The sequence below is a fragment of the Stutzerimonas azotifigens genome (assembly GCF_013522725.1).
Lineage (GTDB): Bacteria > Pseudomonadota > Gammaproteobacteria > Pseudomonadales > Pseudomonadaceae > Stutzerimonas > Stutzerimonas azotifigens_A.
This window is the reverse complement of record NZ_JAAMRF010000008.1, coordinates 26,154-41,650: the sequence shown is the minus strand read 5'-3', so window position 1 is coordinate 41,650 and position 15,497 is coordinate 26,154. Positions and strand designations below refer to the sequence as shown.

Annotated in this window: 18 protein-coding genes and 3 pseudogenes; 10 read left to right on the top strand and 11 right to left on the bottom strand. The window is 65.2% G+C overall.

The annotated features are described in order from the left end of the window. Positions 1-5 precede the first annotated feature (5 nt). From zur to G7026_RS15600, 4 genes are all read left to right on the top strand, one after another. Positions 6-491 carry a zinc uptake transcriptional repressor Zur gene (gene zur, locus G7026_RS15615; protein ID WP_181071843.1) on the top strand — a complete coding sequence of 162 codons (486 nt, stop codon included), beginning with the start codon at positions 6-8 and terminating at the stop codon, positions 489-491. Continuing rightward, positions 488-1,300 carry a zinc ABC transporter ATP-binding protein ZnuC gene (gene znuC, locus G7026_RS15610; RefSeq protein WP_181071842.1) on the top strand — a complete coding sequence of 271 codons (813 nt, stop codon included), beginning with the start codon at positions 488-490 and terminating at the stop codon, positions 1,298-1,300. Before zur ends, znuC begins: the two co-directional genes overlap by 4 nt. 77 nt (positions 1,301-1,377) lie before the next feature. Continuing rightward, positions 1,378-2,163, top strand: a complete 786-nt coding sequence (znuB, locus tag G7026_RS15605; protein ID WP_181071841.1) for a zinc ABC transporter permease subunit ZnuB — start codon at positions 1,378-1,380, stop codon at positions 2,161-2,163. 75 nt (positions 2,164-2,238) lie between these two features. Then, complete coding sequence (locus tag G7026_RS15600) at positions 2,239-2,973, top strand: sulfite exporter TauE/SafE family protein (RefSeq protein ID WP_258190305.1); 735 nt, start codon at positions 2,239-2,241, stop codon at positions 2,971-2,973. A gap of 18 nt (positions 2,974-2,991) precedes the next feature. On the opposite strand, the gene G7026_RS15595 is transcribed toward G7026_RS15600, so the two are convergent. From G7026_RS15595 to G7026_RS15575, 5 genes are all read right to left on the bottom strand, one after another. Then, positions 2,992-3,753 (bottom strand): SDR family oxidoreductase, encoded by a 762-nt coding sequence (locus G7026_RS15595; RefSeq protein ID WP_181071840.1) that lies wholly within the window; start codon positions 3,751-3,753, stop codon positions 2,992-2,994. 43 nt (positions 3,754-3,796) lie between these two features. Continuing rightward, complete coding sequence (locus G7026_RS15590) at positions 3,797-4,552, bottom strand: amino acid ABC transporter ATP-binding protein (protein ID WP_181071839.1); 756 nt, start codon at positions 4,550-4,552, stop codon at positions 3,797-3,799. Next, on the bottom strand, positions 4,545-5,207 hold the full coding sequence (locus G7026_RS15585) for an amino acid ABC transporter permease (protein ID WP_181071838.1): 663 nt from the start codon (positions 5,205-5,207) through the stop codon (positions 4,545-4,547). Before G7026_RS15585 ends, G7026_RS15590 begins: the two co-directional genes overlap by 8 nt. A 10-nt stretch (positions 5,208-5,217) precedes the next feature. Continuing rightward, positions 5,218-5,859, bottom strand: coding sequence for an amino acid ABC transporter permease (locus tag G7026_RS15580; protein ID WP_181071837.1), 642 nt, complete (start codon positions 5,857-5,859; stop codon positions 5,218-5,220). Between the two features lie 61 nt (positions 5,860-5,920). After that, entirely contained in the window at positions 5,921-6,829 is a 909-nt protein-coding gene (locus G7026_RS15575) for a transporter substrate-binding domain-containing protein (RefSeq protein WP_181071836.1), read from the bottom strand. A gap of 184 nt (positions 6,830-7,013) precedes the next feature. Here G7026_RS15575 and pdxR point away from each other — a divergent pair, with 184 nt between their 5' ends. Then, entirely contained in the window at positions 7,014-8,507 is a 1,494-nt protein-coding gene (gene pdxR, locus G7026_RS15570; RefSeq protein ID WP_181071835.1) for a MocR-like pyridoxine biosynthesis transcription factor PdxR, read from the top strand. A 9-nt stretch (positions 8,508-8,516) separates the two neighbouring features. Here the strand turns inward: pdxR and G7026_RS15565 are convergent, their stop codons facing one another. Continuing rightward, the gene (locus G7026_RS15565; protein WP_181071834.1) at positions 8,517-9,845 is read right to left on the bottom strand and encodes an aspartate aminotransferase family protein; all 1,329 of its coding nucleotides are present in this window, start codon (positions 9,843-9,845) and stop codon (positions 8,517-8,519) included. A 212-nt stretch (positions 9,846-10,057) separates the two neighbouring features. Between G7026_RS15565 and G7026_RS15560 the strand changes: the two genes are divergently transcribed. After that, positions 10,058-10,843: an aldolase gene (locus G7026_RS15560; RefSeq protein ID WP_181071833.1), complete on the top strand. Its 786-nt coding sequence runs from the start codon at positions 10,058-10,060 to the stop codon at positions 10,841-10,843. Between the two features lie 103 nt (positions 10,844-10,946). Next, positions 10,947-11,102 (top strand): annotated as a pseudogene (locus tag G7026_RS15555) (metal-dependent hydrolase); the annotation flags it as partial. 102 nt (positions 11,103-11,204) lie between these two features. Here G7026_RS15555 and G7026_RS15550 read toward each other — a convergent pair. The 4 genes from G7026_RS15550 to G7026_RS15535 are packed head-to-tail and all read right to left on the bottom strand — an operon-like array spanning position 11,205 to position 13,567. Continuing rightward, positions 11,205-11,651: a DoxX family protein gene (locus G7026_RS15550; RefSeq protein WP_181071831.1), complete on the bottom strand. Its 447-nt coding sequence runs from the start codon at positions 11,649-11,651 to the stop codon at positions 11,205-11,207. A 2-nt stretch (positions 11,652-11,653) separates the two neighbouring features. After that, entirely contained in the window at positions 11,654-12,436 is a 783-nt protein-coding gene (locus G7026_RS15545) for an HvfC/BufC N-terminal domain-containing protein (RefSeq protein ID WP_181071830.1), read from the bottom strand. Continuing rightward, positions 12,433-13,275: an MNIO family bufferin maturase gene (bufB, locus tag G7026_RS15540; protein WP_181071829.1), complete on the bottom strand. Its 843-nt coding sequence runs from the start codon at positions 13,273-13,275 to the stop codon at positions 12,433-12,435. Before bufB ends, G7026_RS15545 begins: the two co-directional genes overlap by 4 nt. Before the next feature lie 16 nt (positions 13,276-13,291). Next, positions 13,292-13,567, bottom strand: a complete 276-nt coding sequence (locus G7026_RS15535) for a BufA1 family periplasmic bufferin-type metallophore (protein WP_181071828.1) — start codon at positions 13,565-13,567, stop codon at positions 13,292-13,294. A gap of 194 nt (positions 13,568-13,761) precedes the next feature. On the opposite strand from G7026_RS15535, the gene G7026_RS15530 reads away from it, so the two are divergent. Then, positions 13,762-14,346 (top strand): sigma-70 family RNA polymerase sigma factor, encoded by a 585-nt coding sequence (locus G7026_RS15530; RefSeq protein WP_181071827.1) that lies wholly within the window; start codon positions 13,762-13,764, stop codon positions 14,344-14,346. Next, on the top strand, positions 14,336-14,977 hold the full coding sequence (locus tag G7026_RS15525) for a DUF1109 domain-containing protein (RefSeq protein ID WP_181071826.1): 642 nt from the start codon (positions 14,336-14,338) through the stop codon (positions 14,975-14,977). The genes G7026_RS15530 and G7026_RS15525 overlap by 11 nt, the downstream gene beginning before the upstream one ends. Before the next feature lie 93 nt (positions 14,978-15,070). On the opposite strand, the pseudogene G7026_RS15520 reads toward G7026_RS15525, so the two are convergent. Further along, positions 15,071-15,329, bottom strand: a pseudogene (locus tag G7026_RS15520) (DDE-type integrase/transposase/recombinase); the annotation flags it as partial. Here G7026_RS15520 and G7026_RS22660 point away from each other — a divergent pair. Then, positions 15,328-15,477, top strand: a pseudogene (locus tag G7026_RS22660) (metal-dependent hydrolase); the annotation flags it as partial. The pseudogenes G7026_RS15520 and G7026_RS22660 sit on opposite strands and share 2 nt — an antisense overlap. Between the last annotated feature and the right edge of the window lie 20 nt (positions 15,478-15,497).

Here is a 15,497-nt window from a genome sequence, read left to right as displayed (position 1 = left end):
CGACCATGACCTCTCCTCCGCTGGCCTGTACGCCCCACGACCATGACCATTGCGTCAGTCACGCACTGGCCGAAGCCGATCACCTGTGCGCGCGCCAGGGTGTACGGCTGACCGCCCTGCGCCGTCGCGTGCTGGAGCTGGTCTGGCAAAGTCACAAGCCGCTCGGTGCCTACGACATCCTCGCCGTGCTGAGCGAGGCCGATGGCCGCCGCGCGGCGCCGCCGACGGTCTATCGGGCGCTGGATTTCCTGCTCGAGAACGGCCTGGTGCATCGCATCGCCTCGCTCAACGCCTTCGTCGGCTGCAGCCATCCGCAGAACCCGCACCAAGGGCAGTTCCTCATCTGCCGCAACTGCCACGCCGCCATCGAGCTGGAAAAGGCGACCGTGGCCGATGCGATCAACGCCGCCGCCGCCACCGTCGACTTCACCGTCGAAGGCCAGACCGTGGAAGTGGTCGGCCTCTGCGCCGCCTGCCGGAGCGCGGCATGAGCGACGCGCTGGTCAGGCTCGACGACATCCATGTGCGCTTCAATGCCCAGGCCGTGCTCGAAGGGGCGCAGTTGCAGGTGCGCCATGGCGAGATCGTCACCCTGATCGGCCCCAACGGTGCCGGCAAGACCACCCTGGTGCGCACCGTGCTCGGCCTGCTCAAGCCGGATCGTGGCAGCGTCTGGCGCAAGCCCCGGCTGCGCATCGGCTACATGCCGCAGAAGCTTCACGTAGACCCCACCCTGCCGCTTTCGGTGCTGCGCTTCCTGCGCCTGGTGCCCGGTGTCGATCGTGCCCGCGCCCTCGCGGCCCTTGCCGAGGTCGGCGCCGAGCAGGTCATCGACAGCCCGCTGCAGGGCATCTCCGGTGGCGAGATGCAGCGGGTGCTGCTTGCCCGCGCACTGCTGCGAGCGCCCGAACTGCTGGTACTTGACGAACCGGTACAGGGCGTCGACGTTGCCGGTCAGGCCGAGCTGTACCGCCTGATCGGACGCCTGCGCGAGCGTCACGGCTGCGGCGTGCTGATGGTTTCCCACGACCTGCACCTGGTGATGAGCGCCACCGACCAGGTGGTCTGCCTCAACCGCCACGTGTGCTGCTCCGGGCACCCCGAGCAAGTCAGCAACGATCCGGCGTTCGTCGAGCTGTTCGGCCAGGACGCCCGCAGCCTGGCGATCTATCACCACCATCACGATCATGATCACGACCTGCACGGCTCGGTGCTGCATCCGCACGTGCATACCGAGCATTGCGGCCATCTGCCGGCCCAGCCCTCCCCGGCCACGCCCGCAGATCCCGAGAAAGGATAGATCCTTGCGTCCCGTTCCCCTGCGCCGCACGCCGCGGCCCTGCGCCTGCCGCCTCCACGGTCTGACCCGGAGCGCGCATGCCTGACTTTCTACTCAATGCCCTGCTCGCCGGCCTGGCGCTGGCCCTGGTCGCGGGCCCGCTCGGCTCCTTCGTAGTCTGGCGGCGCATGGCCTATTTCGGCGACACGCTTTCCCACGCTGCACTGTTCGGCGTCGCCCTGGGCCTGATGCTCGATGTCAGCCCGACGCTCGCAGTGACCGTCGGCTGCGTCCTGCTGGCGGTATTGCTGGTCACGCTGCAACAGCGCCAGCCACTGGCCTCCGACACCCTGTTGGGCATCCTCGCCCACAGCACTCTGTCCCTCGGGCTGGTCACTCTGAGCTTCATGAAGGACGTACGCATCGACCTGATGGGGTATCTGTTCGGCGACCTGCTCGCCGTCGGCCCGACCGATCTGGCCTGGATCCTGGGGGGTAGTGCGATGGTACTGGCGATGCTGGTGCCGCTCTGGCGGCCGCTGCTGGCAATGACCGTGCACGAGGAGCTGGCGAAGGTGGAAGGGTTGCCGGTGGCGGCGATCCGCCTGGCGCTGATGCTGTTGATTGCGGTGGTCATCGCCGTGGCGATGAAGATCGTCGGCGTGCTGCTGATCACCTCGCTGCTGATCATCCCGGCGGCCGCCGCCCAGCGACATGCCCGCACGCCCGAACAGATGGCCGCCGGCGCCAGCGCGCTGGGCATTCTCGCGGTGTGCCTTGGCCTGACGATGTCCTGGTACCAGGACACCCCGGCCGGGCCATCGATCGTGGTCTCGGCCGCCGCCCTGTTCCTGCTCAGTTTCGCCTGGCCCAAGCGAAGCTGACCCGACGGCCTTGCACAACTGGCCCTGTGTCCGCGTTCCTCGCCGCTCTAGAGTCGCGGCATCGAACCGGCGGGGATGAGCATGCTGTGGATCTGGGCGGCGTTTGCCGGGGTGGTGCGTGGCTACAGCGGCTTCGGCTTCGCCATGTTGCTGGCCCTGGGCCTGCTGGCAACGCATCCGCCGGCCGTGGCGATTCCCGTCACCCTGCTGCTCGATCTGATCTGCAGCGTCAGCCTCTGGCAGGGCGCAGCGCGCCATTTTCATCGCCGGATCGGCGCCTTGCTCATCGTCGGCATGCTGCTGGCGATTCCGTTGGGCTCGCTGCTCCTGTCACGCATACCCAGCAGCTGGATGGCGCTGGTGGTGGGGCTGCTCTGTCTGGTTGGCGGGGGCCTGGTGCTGCTGCAGGCACCGCAGGCCGAAGCACCGAACATGACCGGCCGCCTTGCCCTGCCCGCAGGCTTCGTCGCCGGGCTGGCGATGAGCCTCGCCTCGGCCGGAGGCCCGCCCTTGATGCTCTACCTGCTGCGCAGCGGCCTGCCGGCCGTCCGCCTGCGCGCGACCGCCATCGTGTTCTTCGCCGTCTGCAGCGGCTGGGCCCTGCTCGGCCTCTGGTGGATGGGCAGCTTCGGCAGTGAGCACCTGCAACTGGCGGCAGTCCTGCTGTTGCCGGCCCTGGCCGGTAACCTCGCGGGCCAGTGGCTGCATCGGCACTGGCACGGCTTTCCGCTGCGCAACGGGATAGGCGTGCTGCTGGTGCTGATGTCGGGCTGGATACTGCTGACCAGCCTGGCCCGGCTGAACGCCTGAGCCAGGCGGGACGACGACTCAGGCGTCGCGATCGATGGCGAACGGAGACCAGGCCTGACGGGTCGGCATGATTTCCAGGCGGTTGATGTTGATGTGATCAGGCAGACTCGCGACGTAATAGATCTGCTCGGCGATGTCCTCGGCGGTGAGCGGCGTGGTGCCGCGGTAGAGCTTGTCGGACGCGGCCTGGTCACCCTTGGTCCGTACTAGGGTGAACTCGGTCTCGGCCATGCCGGGGGCGATGTCGGTGACCCGCACGCCGGTGCCCTGCAGGTCGCAGCGCAGATTGAAGCTGAACTGTTTGACGAACGCCTTGCTGGCGCCATAGACGTGGCCGCCCGGGTAGGGCCATTCGCCGGCCACCGAGCCGAGATTGACGATGCTGGCGCCCTTGCCGACTTCCAGCAGGAGCGGCAGTACCGCATGGGTGACGTTGACCAGGCCGGTGATGTTTGTGTCGATCATCGTATGCCAGTCGGTCAGGTCGACCTTCTGCGCCGGCACCGGGGCCAAGGCCAGTCCGGCGTTGTTGATCAGCGCGCGGACGTTGCGAAAGCCCTCGGGGAGATCGGCGACGAACTGCTTCACCGCCTCGGCATCGCGCACGTCCAGCGCGCCGATGTGCACCGGAACCTTCTGGCCGAGTTCCTCACGCAGCGCTTCGAGGCGCTCCAGCCGACGTCCACTGAGCACCAGCGACCAACCCGCCTCGGCGAAACGCTGGGCGGTGGCACGGCCGAAACCGGACGTCGCGCCGGTGATGAAAACCACGTTGTTCATGTCTGACCTCTTTGGTTGAAGCGGCGCGCCGCAGGCGCTTCGCTCAGGAGAGTTCCAGAAACCGTCGCACGCGCTCGGTTTCAGGGTTGCTGAAAAAGATATCCGGCGCCGACTTCTCGATGATCCGTCCCTTGTCGAGAAACACCACCTGATCGGACACCGCCCGGGCAAATTCCATTTCGTGGGTGACGACGATCATCGTATAGCCTTCGCCGGACAGGTTCTTCATCACCTGCAATACCTCACCCACGCGCTCGGGGTCCAGCGCCGACGTCGGCTCGTCGAACAGAATAACCTCAGGACTCATCGCCAGCGCACGAGCAATCGCCACCCGCTGCTTCTGACCTCCGGAAAGGGTATAGGGGAAAGCGTCCTGCTTGTGCTCCATCCCGACCTTTTCCAGCAGCGCGACGGCGATTGCCCGCGCCTGCTCGCGCGCCATGCCCTTGACCTGAATCGGCGACTCCATGACGTTCTGCAGCACGTTCAGGTGCGGCCAGAGGTTGAACCCCTGGAACACCATTCCCGTGCGGGCCCGGATGCGCGCCAGCTCGCGGTTCTTCATCCGTCGCCCGGAGGGATCGACGCCGATGCGCTCGCCAGCGATGAACACGCTACCGCGGTCGGGCTCCTCCAGCCAGTTGATGCAACGCAGCATGGTCGACTTGCCCGATCCCGAAGAGCCGAGCACGCTGACCACCTCCCCCTTGTTGACCACCAGGTCGATGTCACGCAGCACTTCGACGCCGTCGAAACTCTTCGACAGCCTGTCGATGCGCACGGCCGGTATGTCAGACATTTTCGAATCCTCTCCTGGCGCCGAAGCGTGCCGCCCAGCGCAACGACAGTTCAAGGCCGATGCTGATCAGCCAGTAGAGCGCGATCACCACGACGAAGGCTTCCATCGGGATGAAATAAGTGGCCGACGCCGAGTTGGCCGCCGCGGTCAGCTCCTGCACGGTGATGATGGTGAGGAAAGCCGTATCCTTCAGGGCGATGATCAATTGGTTGCCCAGCAAAGGCCGGGAGCGGATCACCAGCTGCGGCAGGATGATCCGGCGGAACAGCCTGAACGGAGTGAAGCCGTGGGCCTTGGCCGCCTCGACATAGCCTTCGGGCAACACCAGCCGCGTGCCGCGCAGGATCTCGGCGAAATAGGCGCCATGGTAGACCACCAGGGCGATCAGCCCGGCCGTCCACGCGCTCATCCGCAGCCCAAGGCTCGGCAGCCCGTAATAGAGCAGGTAGGCCAGGATCAGAAACGGCAGCATGCGCATGCCGTTGATGAAACCGCGCAGCACCCGCGCCGCTATCCCGCCCTGCTCGAGCACGTAGGTCATCGCGCACCCCGCCGCGAAGGCGCCGCAGACCGACACGCCGAACAGCACCAGGGTATTGAGAAAACCACTGACGAAGGTGGCGCGCACGTCCCAGAGAATCTGCCATTCATTCATCGCAGCGCCCTCACATGGCCAACCGGTTGGCTTTCTTCTCGGCGATCGCCTGCAGCTTGAGCAGGACGCCGATCATCAGCATGTAGAGCACCGCCGCAGCCAGGATCGGCGGCAACGGGTCGTAGGTCACGGCGGAAATGCGGTTGGTAACCCGTGTCAGATCGACGATGCCGATCACCGCGATCGCTGGGCTGCCCTTGATCAGAAACGACATTTCATTGACCAGCCCGGGCAGGCTGCTGGTGATCATCTGCGGCAGCATGATGCGGCGAAAGAACACCGCATTGGTCATCCCGCAGGCCAGCGCGGCTTCCTTCTGTTCCCGGGAGAAGCTGATGAACGCGGCGCGCCAGATCTCGGCGTTGAACGCCGCGGTGTTCAGCGTCAGCGCCAGGATCGCGGCCGTGGTGCGATCCATGCCGATGCCCATGGTCGGCGCCGTGAGAAAGATGAACAGCACCAGCGTGACCAGCGGGGTGGCTCGCGCCAGGCTGACGTAGAGCACCAGCAGCTGATCGAGAAAAGGCACCCGGGCCATGCGCAGCAGGGCAATGCCCAGGCCTGCGACCACCCCGATGGCGATCGCGATGGCGCAGATCCAGAGGGTGGTCCAGGCGCCTTCGAGCAACAACAGCCAGGCCTGTAGAGTCATCGCTCCTCCTCGTCCCTGAATGCGCTACCCGGCAGGTTGGGCCGGATGCCGGGCGCCACCGTCATTCCATCCCAGCCAGCGTGTGGAACTGCTCGACGCTGGTGATCGGCTCGACCGGCATGTCAGGAAAGGCCTCGCCGAACCACTTGGTCTGCAGCTCGGCGAGCTTGCCACTGGCGCGGATCTCATCCATGAACCCGGTGAGAAATTTCAGCAGCTCCGGGCTGTTCTTCGGCACCGGCCATGCGGCGAAGCCGTTACCCGAAACCGGCAGGCCCTTGGCGAACACGTCGCCGCGCGTCTTGACCAGGTCGTTGACCGAAATGACCGCGTTCACCGCGATATCCAGGCGGCCATTGGCCAGGTCCGCATAGATTTCCGGATAGGAGGGATACTCCCGGACTTCACCCATCTTGCCGCCGGTCTTGGCCAGCATCGCCTTGAGTTCCGGCAGCCGCGCCAGGAGGGCACTGCCGGCCTGTACGCCGACGCTCTTGCCGCTGAGACTGGCGATGTCGGTGATGCTGTCGTCTTTGGCGCGCTTGACGAAGTAGTGCTGCGCCGAGGCGAACGGCGGGGAGAAGTTGAACACCCGCAGCCGGTCGTCGGTCACCAACGCACCGGTGAAGGCCATGTCGTACTGGCCGGACGACACCGAGGCGAGCAGGCCGGTCCAGGGCAGGATTTCCTGGCGCACGTCCAGCCCGGACTTCTGTGCGTAGGCCTTGAGCTCCACCAGCAGGTCACTGTGGAAGCCCTGCGGCTTGCCGTCGACGATGAAGTTGAACGGCGCGTAGTCGTCCTCGGTGGCGGCGGTGAGGTAGCCGCGCTTCTTCGCGTCGGCGAGGTCGGCGTGGGCGGTCAGCGAACCGGCCAGAAGGCAGCTGCCCAGTGTCAGCAGGGCCAGCCCGCGCATCAGGCGGCGGGCGGGTTGCAAAGCGAAGATCGAATCGATGCCGGCGTGTGTCATCTGCTGCTCCCTGTATCGCGAATGGCGGCGCGGACGCTGGGTCTGGCGCCGGGGTGGTGGCGCTTTCACCATAGAGAGCCAGGCTGGCGCAGCGATAGGTGCAGTTGCCGGTAGTCGACTGGCCAGTGGACGCCACGGTTCGATTCTTGCTTCGGCTGGTTGTCGGACTATGGGGAGACCGCGCATGATCGATCACTTCTTCCACTTGGACTTCGACCACCGACGCGGCCTGCAGGAGCAACTGCGCGAGTCGCTGGTCTCGGCGATCCTGGCCGGCGCCTTTCCGGCCGACGAACCCTTGCCTTCCTGCCGGCGGCTCTCGCAGCAGCTGGCCATCTCGCGCAACACCGTGGCGCTGGTGTACGAGAGCCTGCTCGACAACGGCTATCTGATCAGCCGTCCGCGCAGCGGCTATTACCTGCATCCGGATTACTGCGACGCGGGCGATCACGCCGCTGCGCCCTGCACCGCGCCTCGTCCGCTGACCGTACACAGCGCAACGGAAGCCGAACCTGCACCGGACTGGAGCAGCCGCTTTCGCATGCAGCCGAGCCTGCGCCCCGGCGTGCTGCGCCCGAGTAACTGGCCGCGCTTTACCTATCCGTTCATCTACGGCCAGCCGATTGCCGATCTGTTTCCCCTCGAACGCTGGCGCGAAGTCTCCCGCGACACCTTGCGCAGCGAGAGCAACCGGGCCTGGACCGGGGACCGCTTCGACCAGGACGACGCCACCCTGATCGAACAGCTGCGCACCCGGGTATTACCCAAGCGCGGCATCTGGGCCAGGCCCGAGGAAATCCTGGTGACCCTCGGTTCGCAGAATGCGCTCTACCTGCTGAGCACGCTGCTGATGGGCAAAGGCATCAGGGTCGGTATGGAAAATCCGGGGTATCGCGACGCCTGGAACATCTTCGATCTGCAGAGTGCCGAGATCCAGATGCAGGACGTGGACGCACAGGGGTTGGTGATCGACGAGCGCCTGGCCGGCTGCAACTACCTCTACGTCACGCCCGGTCACCAGGTGCCGACCGGTGTCAGCATGAGCAGCGCTCGCCGCAGCGAATTGCTGGCGATGATCCGCCGCCATGACCAGGTGGTGATCGAAGACGACTACGATGCCGAGCTGAACCTGGACAACCGCCCGCAACCGGCACTGAAGGCGGGCGACAGCAGCGGTCGGATCATCTACATGAGCAGCATGTCGAAGGCGTTCTCGCCGGGCCTGCGTCTGGGCTATCTGGTGGCCGACGCCGAGCTGATCGACGAGTTGCGCGCGCTACGTCGGCTGATGTACCGCCATCCGCCTTTGAACAACCAGCGCATGCTCGCCCAGTTTCTCGCCCAGGGTCACTACGACGCCCACCTGCGTCGCTTTCGTGAAGAGCACAGCCGACGCCGCGAAGCCCTGCGTCAGGCTCTGGAAGGCGACCTCGACGGCTGTCGCCACGTCAGCGGTGCCGGCGCCAGTGCGTTCTGGCTCTGCGCGCCGGACAACGTCGATACCCAGAAACTGGCCTGGGCAGCGGCGCAGCACAGCGTGCTGATCGAGCCGGGCTCCCAATTCTTCTTCGATGAGTGTCCGCCCGGGCACTACTTTCGCCTGGGCTTCAACGCCATCGACCTGGAGCGTATCCGCCCCGGCATCCAGCGCCTGGCCGACAGCCTCGCCATGCAGTGACCGGCCGGCTCAGGCCGCGTGGCGTGCGGAGAACTCGCCGATCACCTCGTCGAGGATCGCCAACGCCTCTTCCACCTGGGCGGCATTGACGATGCAGGGCGGCACCACATGCAGCCGGTTCTCCACGGTGAAGGTGAGCAGCCCGCGTGCGGCGAAGGCGGCTTTCATCTGCGCCACCAGCGGGCCGGCCAGGGGTGTGCGCAGACGCGCGTCGCTGACGAACTCCAGGGCCCAGAACAGCCCGATGCCACGCACCTCACCGATCAGCCGGTGGCGTTCGGCGAGGCGCTCGAGCCCTGGCCCGAGAAGCTCCTGGCCGATGCGCCGGGCGTTGTCGACCATTCCCTCTTCGCTCATCGCATCAAGCGTGGCGACGATGGCCGCCATCGCCAGCGGGTGTCCGGAATAAGTCAGCCCGCCCGGGAAGAAATGGTTGTCGAAATAGTCGCAGATCGGTTTGGAGATCATCACGCCGCCGGCCGGCACGTAGCCTGAATTCACGCCCTTGGCGAAACAGATCAGGTCCGGCACAGCGTCGAAATGGTCCAGCGCCAGCCAGCTGCCGGTGCGGCCGAAGCCGGCCATCACCTCATCGAAGATCAGCAGGATGCCGTACTCGTCGGCCAGCTTGCGCACGCCCGGCAGGTAGCCTTTGGGCGGCACCAAAATGCCGGCGGTGCCCGGAATGGTCTCCAGCAGGATCGCCGCGGTCGCCCCGGGGCCTTCACACTCGATCACCCGGCGCAGGTGCGCCAGGGCGCGTTCGCATTCTTCTTCCTCATTGCTGGCGTGGAATTCGGTGCGGTAGAGGTAGGGGTTGAAGAAGTGCACATGACCACGGGCGAACTCGTTCGGTACGCGCCGCGGATCACCGGTGGCGACGATCGCCGCGCCGGTGCTGCCGTGGTAGGAGCGATAGGCGGAGAGAATCTTGTCGCGCCCGGTGTAGATCCGCGCCATGCGCATGGCGTTCTCGTTGGCATCGGCACCTGCGTTGGTGAAGAACACCTTCGAAAAGCCCGCCGGTGCGCGGGCTAGGATGCGCTTGGCCGCCTCGCCGCGCATCAGGTTGGCCGTGGCCGGCGCCACCGTGACCAGCGTGTCGGCCTGGGCCTTGATCGCCGCCACTACGGCGGGGTGCTGGTGGCCGATGTTGGTGTTGACCAGCTGGCTGCTGAAATCCAGGTACTGCTTGCCGTCGTAATCCCACAGCGTGCAGCCGGAGCCCCCGGCGATCACCAGCGGATTGAGGGCGCCCTGGGTCGACCAGGAATGGAATACATGTTCGCGATCCAGATCATGGACGTACTGGTTGCTTGGCTGCGCAGGGATGCTCATGCGGACCTCGGGAAAGGCATGGAGAACGGCTGAGGCAACCCGGAAGGCAGCCCCGTGTGGCGCTCACCTTAGGAACAATCGGCATGGCCACGTAGGGCCAGATGCGCGGCGGCAACGGGTCAGCTGTCCCGAGCGACGAGTCCGACTGGCCCTTGGCTGCGGCGGTCCGGCAGACGAGGCTGCGCCCATGCTCATTACCCGAGGATCCCGTCATGGCCCATGCCTTCGAAGCGCCCCGTAGCAGCGCCGCGCCCGCCGCAGCCCTCGACAGCCCCGCGATCCGTGAGGCGCGCCTGGATCTGGCCGCCTGCTTTCGCATGGCCGCGCGCCTGGGCCTGGCCGAAGGTATCTGCAATCACTTTTCCGTCGTGCTGCCGGGGCACCCGGAGCTGTTTCTGGTCAACCCCTATGGCCTGGCGTTCGCCGAGGTAACCGCCTCCTCGCTGCTGATCTGCGACTTCGACGGTCACGTGCGGTTCGGCCAGGGGCGCCCCGAGGCCACTGCGTTCTACATCCACGCCCAGTTGCACCGGCTCAACCCGCGGGCCACCGCGGCGTTCCATACCCACATGCCCAATGCGACCGCACTGTGCATGCTCGAAGGACAACCCTTCGCCTGGGCAGGGCAGACCGCGCTGAAGTTCTTCGGCCGCATTGCCGTGGACGAAGACTACAACGGCCTGGCGCTGGACAACGCCGAGGGCGAACGCATCGCCCGCGCCGCTGGCGACAAGGACATCGTGCTGCTGAAGAACCATGGCCCGCTGGTGCTCGGCCCGAGCGTCGCCGAAGCCTGGGACGACCTCTACTACCTCGAACGTGCCGCCGAGGTGCAGCTCAAGGCCATGGCCAGCGGCCGCCCGCTCAAGCGCGTCACAGCCGAAGCGGCACACGCCGCCTGCCGGCAGATGCAGGACGGCGCCGCCGAAAGCGCCCGACTGCACCTGGACAGCCTGCGCCGCCAGCTGCAGCGCAGCGAGCCGGACTTCGCCAGCTGATCCCAGCCAGCCGCGCCGCGGGCATACTGCGCGCGATGAACCCCACGCCCCACTCAAACACTTGCAGGGCTATCCCGAAGCGCTGCAGCAGCAGGTCTTTCGGATGATCGCCGGAGGGCGTCTGGGCGATTATCGGGCCCTGCGTTACCCGCAGCGTCACCCGCGCGACAAGACGCTGTATGGCGCTGTGCAGCAGTTACGCCAGGCGCATCTGAAAAGCGCGCCGGCGATCGACAAGGTGCTCTATGACAATTGCCTCGCGCCCTCGGGTCAGTCAGCTTATGGGCGACTACCTGGGCGTGATTTGCGGATGTTTGCTGAGTAGCGTTTAGCCCTTGGCGCGCAAAGATCTATGGCATGTTCATCGGGCGGCGATCCATTGATCGATTGACCAGCGTCCCGCGCCTCGGCCGATCAGCAACAGCAGCAGGCCCGCCCACGACAGGTGCGTCGCCCAGGCGTCGGGGTAGACGAATATCTCGATCACCAGCGTCATGCCCAACAAAGCCAGCGCCGACACACGCGTCAGCATCCCGAGCACCAGCAGCACGGGGAACAGGTGTTCTGCATAGGTGGCAAGGTGCGCCGCCAGTTCCGGCGGCAACAGGGGCAAGGCGTATTCATAGCGAAACAGGTCGAAGGTACCGGGCGCGACGGTCAGCCAGCCTTCGACCTTGGTGCGAGCGGACAAAAAAAATACCGAAGCGATTCCCAGCCGGGCGACGAGCAGGATCAGGTCTTCGTGTACCAGGCGTTGGGCGGCCGCTGCCAGCCAGCCGGTTTCGCGTGGCGAGGTGTGGGTGTGCATTATCAGGATTCCTTCAGCAGGAGAGGGGCGCTTGTATCGGGGAGCGACGCCAGGGCGCCGGTGGTGAGCAGCTGGCCGAGCAGTTCTGTGAAGTTCAGGTTTGGAGATATGCCAAGCGCCTGCGCAGCCGCAGCGTCCAGCGAATGACACTGTGAGCAGGCGTCCAGAAACGCCACTGCGCCGTGGGATAGCGGCTGTGCGGCAACGCCGTGTTCATTGCCCACCAGCAATACGCCTTCACCGCTCCAATCCAAGGTGTCGGGCAGCACCGTACCGTCACGGTTGCAGCGCCAGAGGGTGTACGCCGGGCAGTCGGTAAACCACCCCCAGCGCGCGCTGGCCAGTGGGCGCAGGCATAGCTCGCCCAATTGCTCGGCCGGCACGGTGGCCAGGCAGGCGGCGGACAATGGGGGTTGCAGGTCGGCGGTGAACGCTTCGATCCAGAGGCGATCAATCATCGCCACCGCGGGCAGATACGGCAGCTCCTGCGCGGGCTCGAACGTGGCGAGAAATGCCGGGAAGTCTGCGCCGTAATGGATCAGTCTTGCATCCGTTGGCGGCGAGGCGTGAGCGTAGACCTGCCCGGCAGCAAGCAGCCAGTCATGGCCGACCAGGCGCTCGACACTTGGAAAGTTGTCGCACAGCGCCTGCATGCAATTGCCCAGCACGCCGTTGCGGTAGAGGGCAAAACCCGGTTGCACGGCCAGCTCAGCCAGCGGCGCCGCCGGGCGCCCGTACAGCGCTTCAACGAACGCATCCTGAAAGCACGACAGGGGCTGGCTCATGCGGCGTGCCTCCTGCGCTCCAGAATATGTTGGGCACGGTCGCGTTCGGCCAGCAACGTGGCAAAGCTCGGTAATTGGTCATCGCGCTCGATCAGCGTGGGCCGCGGGCCACTGTGCTGGATAACCCCCTGGTAGAGGCTCCAGACCGATTCGGCGATGGGCCTGTCGTGGGAATCGATCAGCAGGTGCGAATCGTCCTGAACGTGGCCGGCGAGGTGGATCTCCATCACTGCCGACAGGGGAAAATTCTGCAGATAGAGGCCGGCGTCCTGCCCCAGGTTATGGGCGCTGATATGTACATTATTGATGTCCAAAAGCAGGCCGCAGCCGGTGCGCTCGGCCAGCAAATGAAGAAATTCGGGCTCCTCCAGCTCATGGGAAAGGTGCAGGTAATGACTGGGGTTTTCGACCGCGATGCGCGTGCCCAGGGCATCCTGCACACGGGCGATGTTGTCGGCGATCCGCTCCAGCGCCTGACGATCACGAGGCAGGGGGAGCAGGTCCGGATAATAATGGCCGCGCCAACTGGACCAAGCCAGATGCTCGGAGATCAGCGCGGGTTTTACCCGCTCTGCCAGCGCCCGAAGGCGCCGCAGGTGGGTGGTGTCCGGCGGCGCATCCGCCGCCAGCGAGAGCGACACGCCGTGCAGCGAAAGCGGATGCCGATCGGCGATCCGCTCCAGCCAAGCGAGCCGAGCGCCGCCGACCAGGTAGTTTTCCGGATGCACTTCGTACCACAGGCCGCTGGACCGATGATCCAGCGCCTCGGCGAAATGTTCAGGCTTGAGGCCGAGCCCGGCCCCCAGCCTGCTGATGCGGGTCTCTACGCTAGTCGACATGATCGGCAATTCCCACTCAGGACTCGAGGGGGGTCAGCGAACCCATGCCATGGGGCGTCTTGATGCTGGTGCAGGTGCCAGCGGGAACCAGCTTCCAGGCGTTCCCTTGGTAATCCGTTTTCGCGGTACCGGAACAACTGGTGCCGGCACCCGCTTTGCAGTCATTCTTGCCGGCCATAGCCACGCCAAAGCATTTCTCCATATTCGCGTCTTTGGCGTCGTCTGCGGCCGATGCGATGCTAGCGAGGCTTACCAGAGCAAGGGCGGCGGCGGTGAGGGTAACGGTTTTCATCGGTGAAGCTCCTCGAAGGGAATGACGGGTTGGCCAATGCAGGTTTGCAGCTGGCTCGTCGAGTAATTCGTCGAGGGATTGGATTGGGTTACAGCACGCGGAAAATATTTTTGAGGTTTTCTTGGCCTGGCCCTACCGTAGCGCTCTGCGCGTCCCCTCGTGAAAATTTGCGCCAGGGGTAACCGGAAGCACCGATGCAGCGAACTATTCAGCAAGACGCATTGAACGAGCGCGAGCAACGGCTGAGAACGCTGCTAGTGCGTGGCCAGCAGGGTGATGCCGCGGCCTATCAGCAGTTTCTGACCGAACTGTCCCAACCCCTGCGCAATTACCTGCGTCGGCGGATGCCGTCCCATCGCTCCGACATCGAAGACTTGGCTCAGGAGGTAATCCTCGCCGTGCACAACGCGCGCCACACCTATCGCGAGGATCAACCGCTCACGGTCTGGGTGCAGGCGATTGCGCGCTACAAACTGACAGACCATCTGCGCGCTTACGCGCGGCGCGGCGCCCGGCACGTACCGCTGTTGGACGACGATGAATTGCTCGCAGACGAGCAGGGCACGGCGGGTGAGGCCGAGCGCGACCTGGAGCGTTTGCTCGATACGTTGCCCGAGCGCCAGCGGGTGCCGATCGTGCAAGTCAAATTGGAAGGGCGTTCGGTGCAGGAAACAGCACAAATTACCGGCCAGTCCATCTCAGCCGTGAAAGTGAATATTCACCGTGGCCTCAAGGCACTGGCAGGCCTGATTCGAAGGAAGCACGACGATGAATACTGACGAGCTGATTCGCCAGCTGGGTGCGCATGTCGAACCCATTGATCGGCACCTCCTGGCCCGCAGACTAACGGTGGCGCTCGGCGTCGGCCTGGTTGCAGCACTGCTGCTGCTGAACACGTTGCTCGGCTTCCGAAGCGATATTGCCAGCGTCGCACAGACACCGTTGTTCTGGGCAAAGGTAGCATTCCCGCTGGTATTGGCGATTGGCGCGCTCTGGGCATTCAGCCGCCTTGCCCGACCGGGCATGCACGCCGGAAACGCCCGCTGGCTGCTGGTGGCGCCGGTGCTGGTGGTGTGGCTGGGAGCGCTGGTCGTGCTGCTGGACACGGCGTCTGACGCGCGGCTTGAGCTGGTGCTTGGGCACACCTGGAAGACCTGCCCGTTCAACATCATGCTGCTGGCGGTACCGGCGTTTCTCTGTAACCTCTGGGTGATGCGTGGCATGCGCCCCACCCGGCTCAGGCTAGCAGGCGCCTTGGCCGGATTGTTGGCGGCTGCCACTGCTACCGTCGTGTATTGCCTGCATTGCCCGGAAATGGCCGTGCCGTTCTGGGGTGTGTGGTATCTGCTCGGGATGTTGATGCCGGCTGCGCTGGGCGCGTTGATCGGTCCGCGCGTGTTGAAATGGTGAGATACGGAGGCGGCTTTATTGCTCCGGACACTGCGTTAAGTTTTTCCTCGGCCAGCGCTGCGTTGAACTGATGCGGTCGTTGCCAGTATCGCTGCGCTCATAGGCCATGTTCAGAGCCTTGATAACCAGATCGGCATCAGGCTTCGACGAAAATGCCCAGCCCACTACACGGCGAGTGAAAGATCAATCACCGCAGCCAAGTAGTGCCACTGGCCTTGGGCCCAGACATAGGTGATGTCGCCACACCAGACCTCGTTCGGCGTCGATACGTAGAACGCTCGACCCAGTACATTCGGGATGTCTGCCGCTCCACCGTAGCCTTCTTGTAGGCATGCGAACCGGGTTCGGATGAGCTGTCGCACCTGCGCGAGAGCGACCACAACCGCGTGTTCTACAAGCTCTGCGAGCTCATGCTCATGTTGCCGGGCTACGCCCAGATCGAATTCGACCTGCGCCTGTATCTGCACCGGCGCGACCTGCAGCCTGCCTCCGGCGAATGACGGCCCCACCTGGTTTTGCG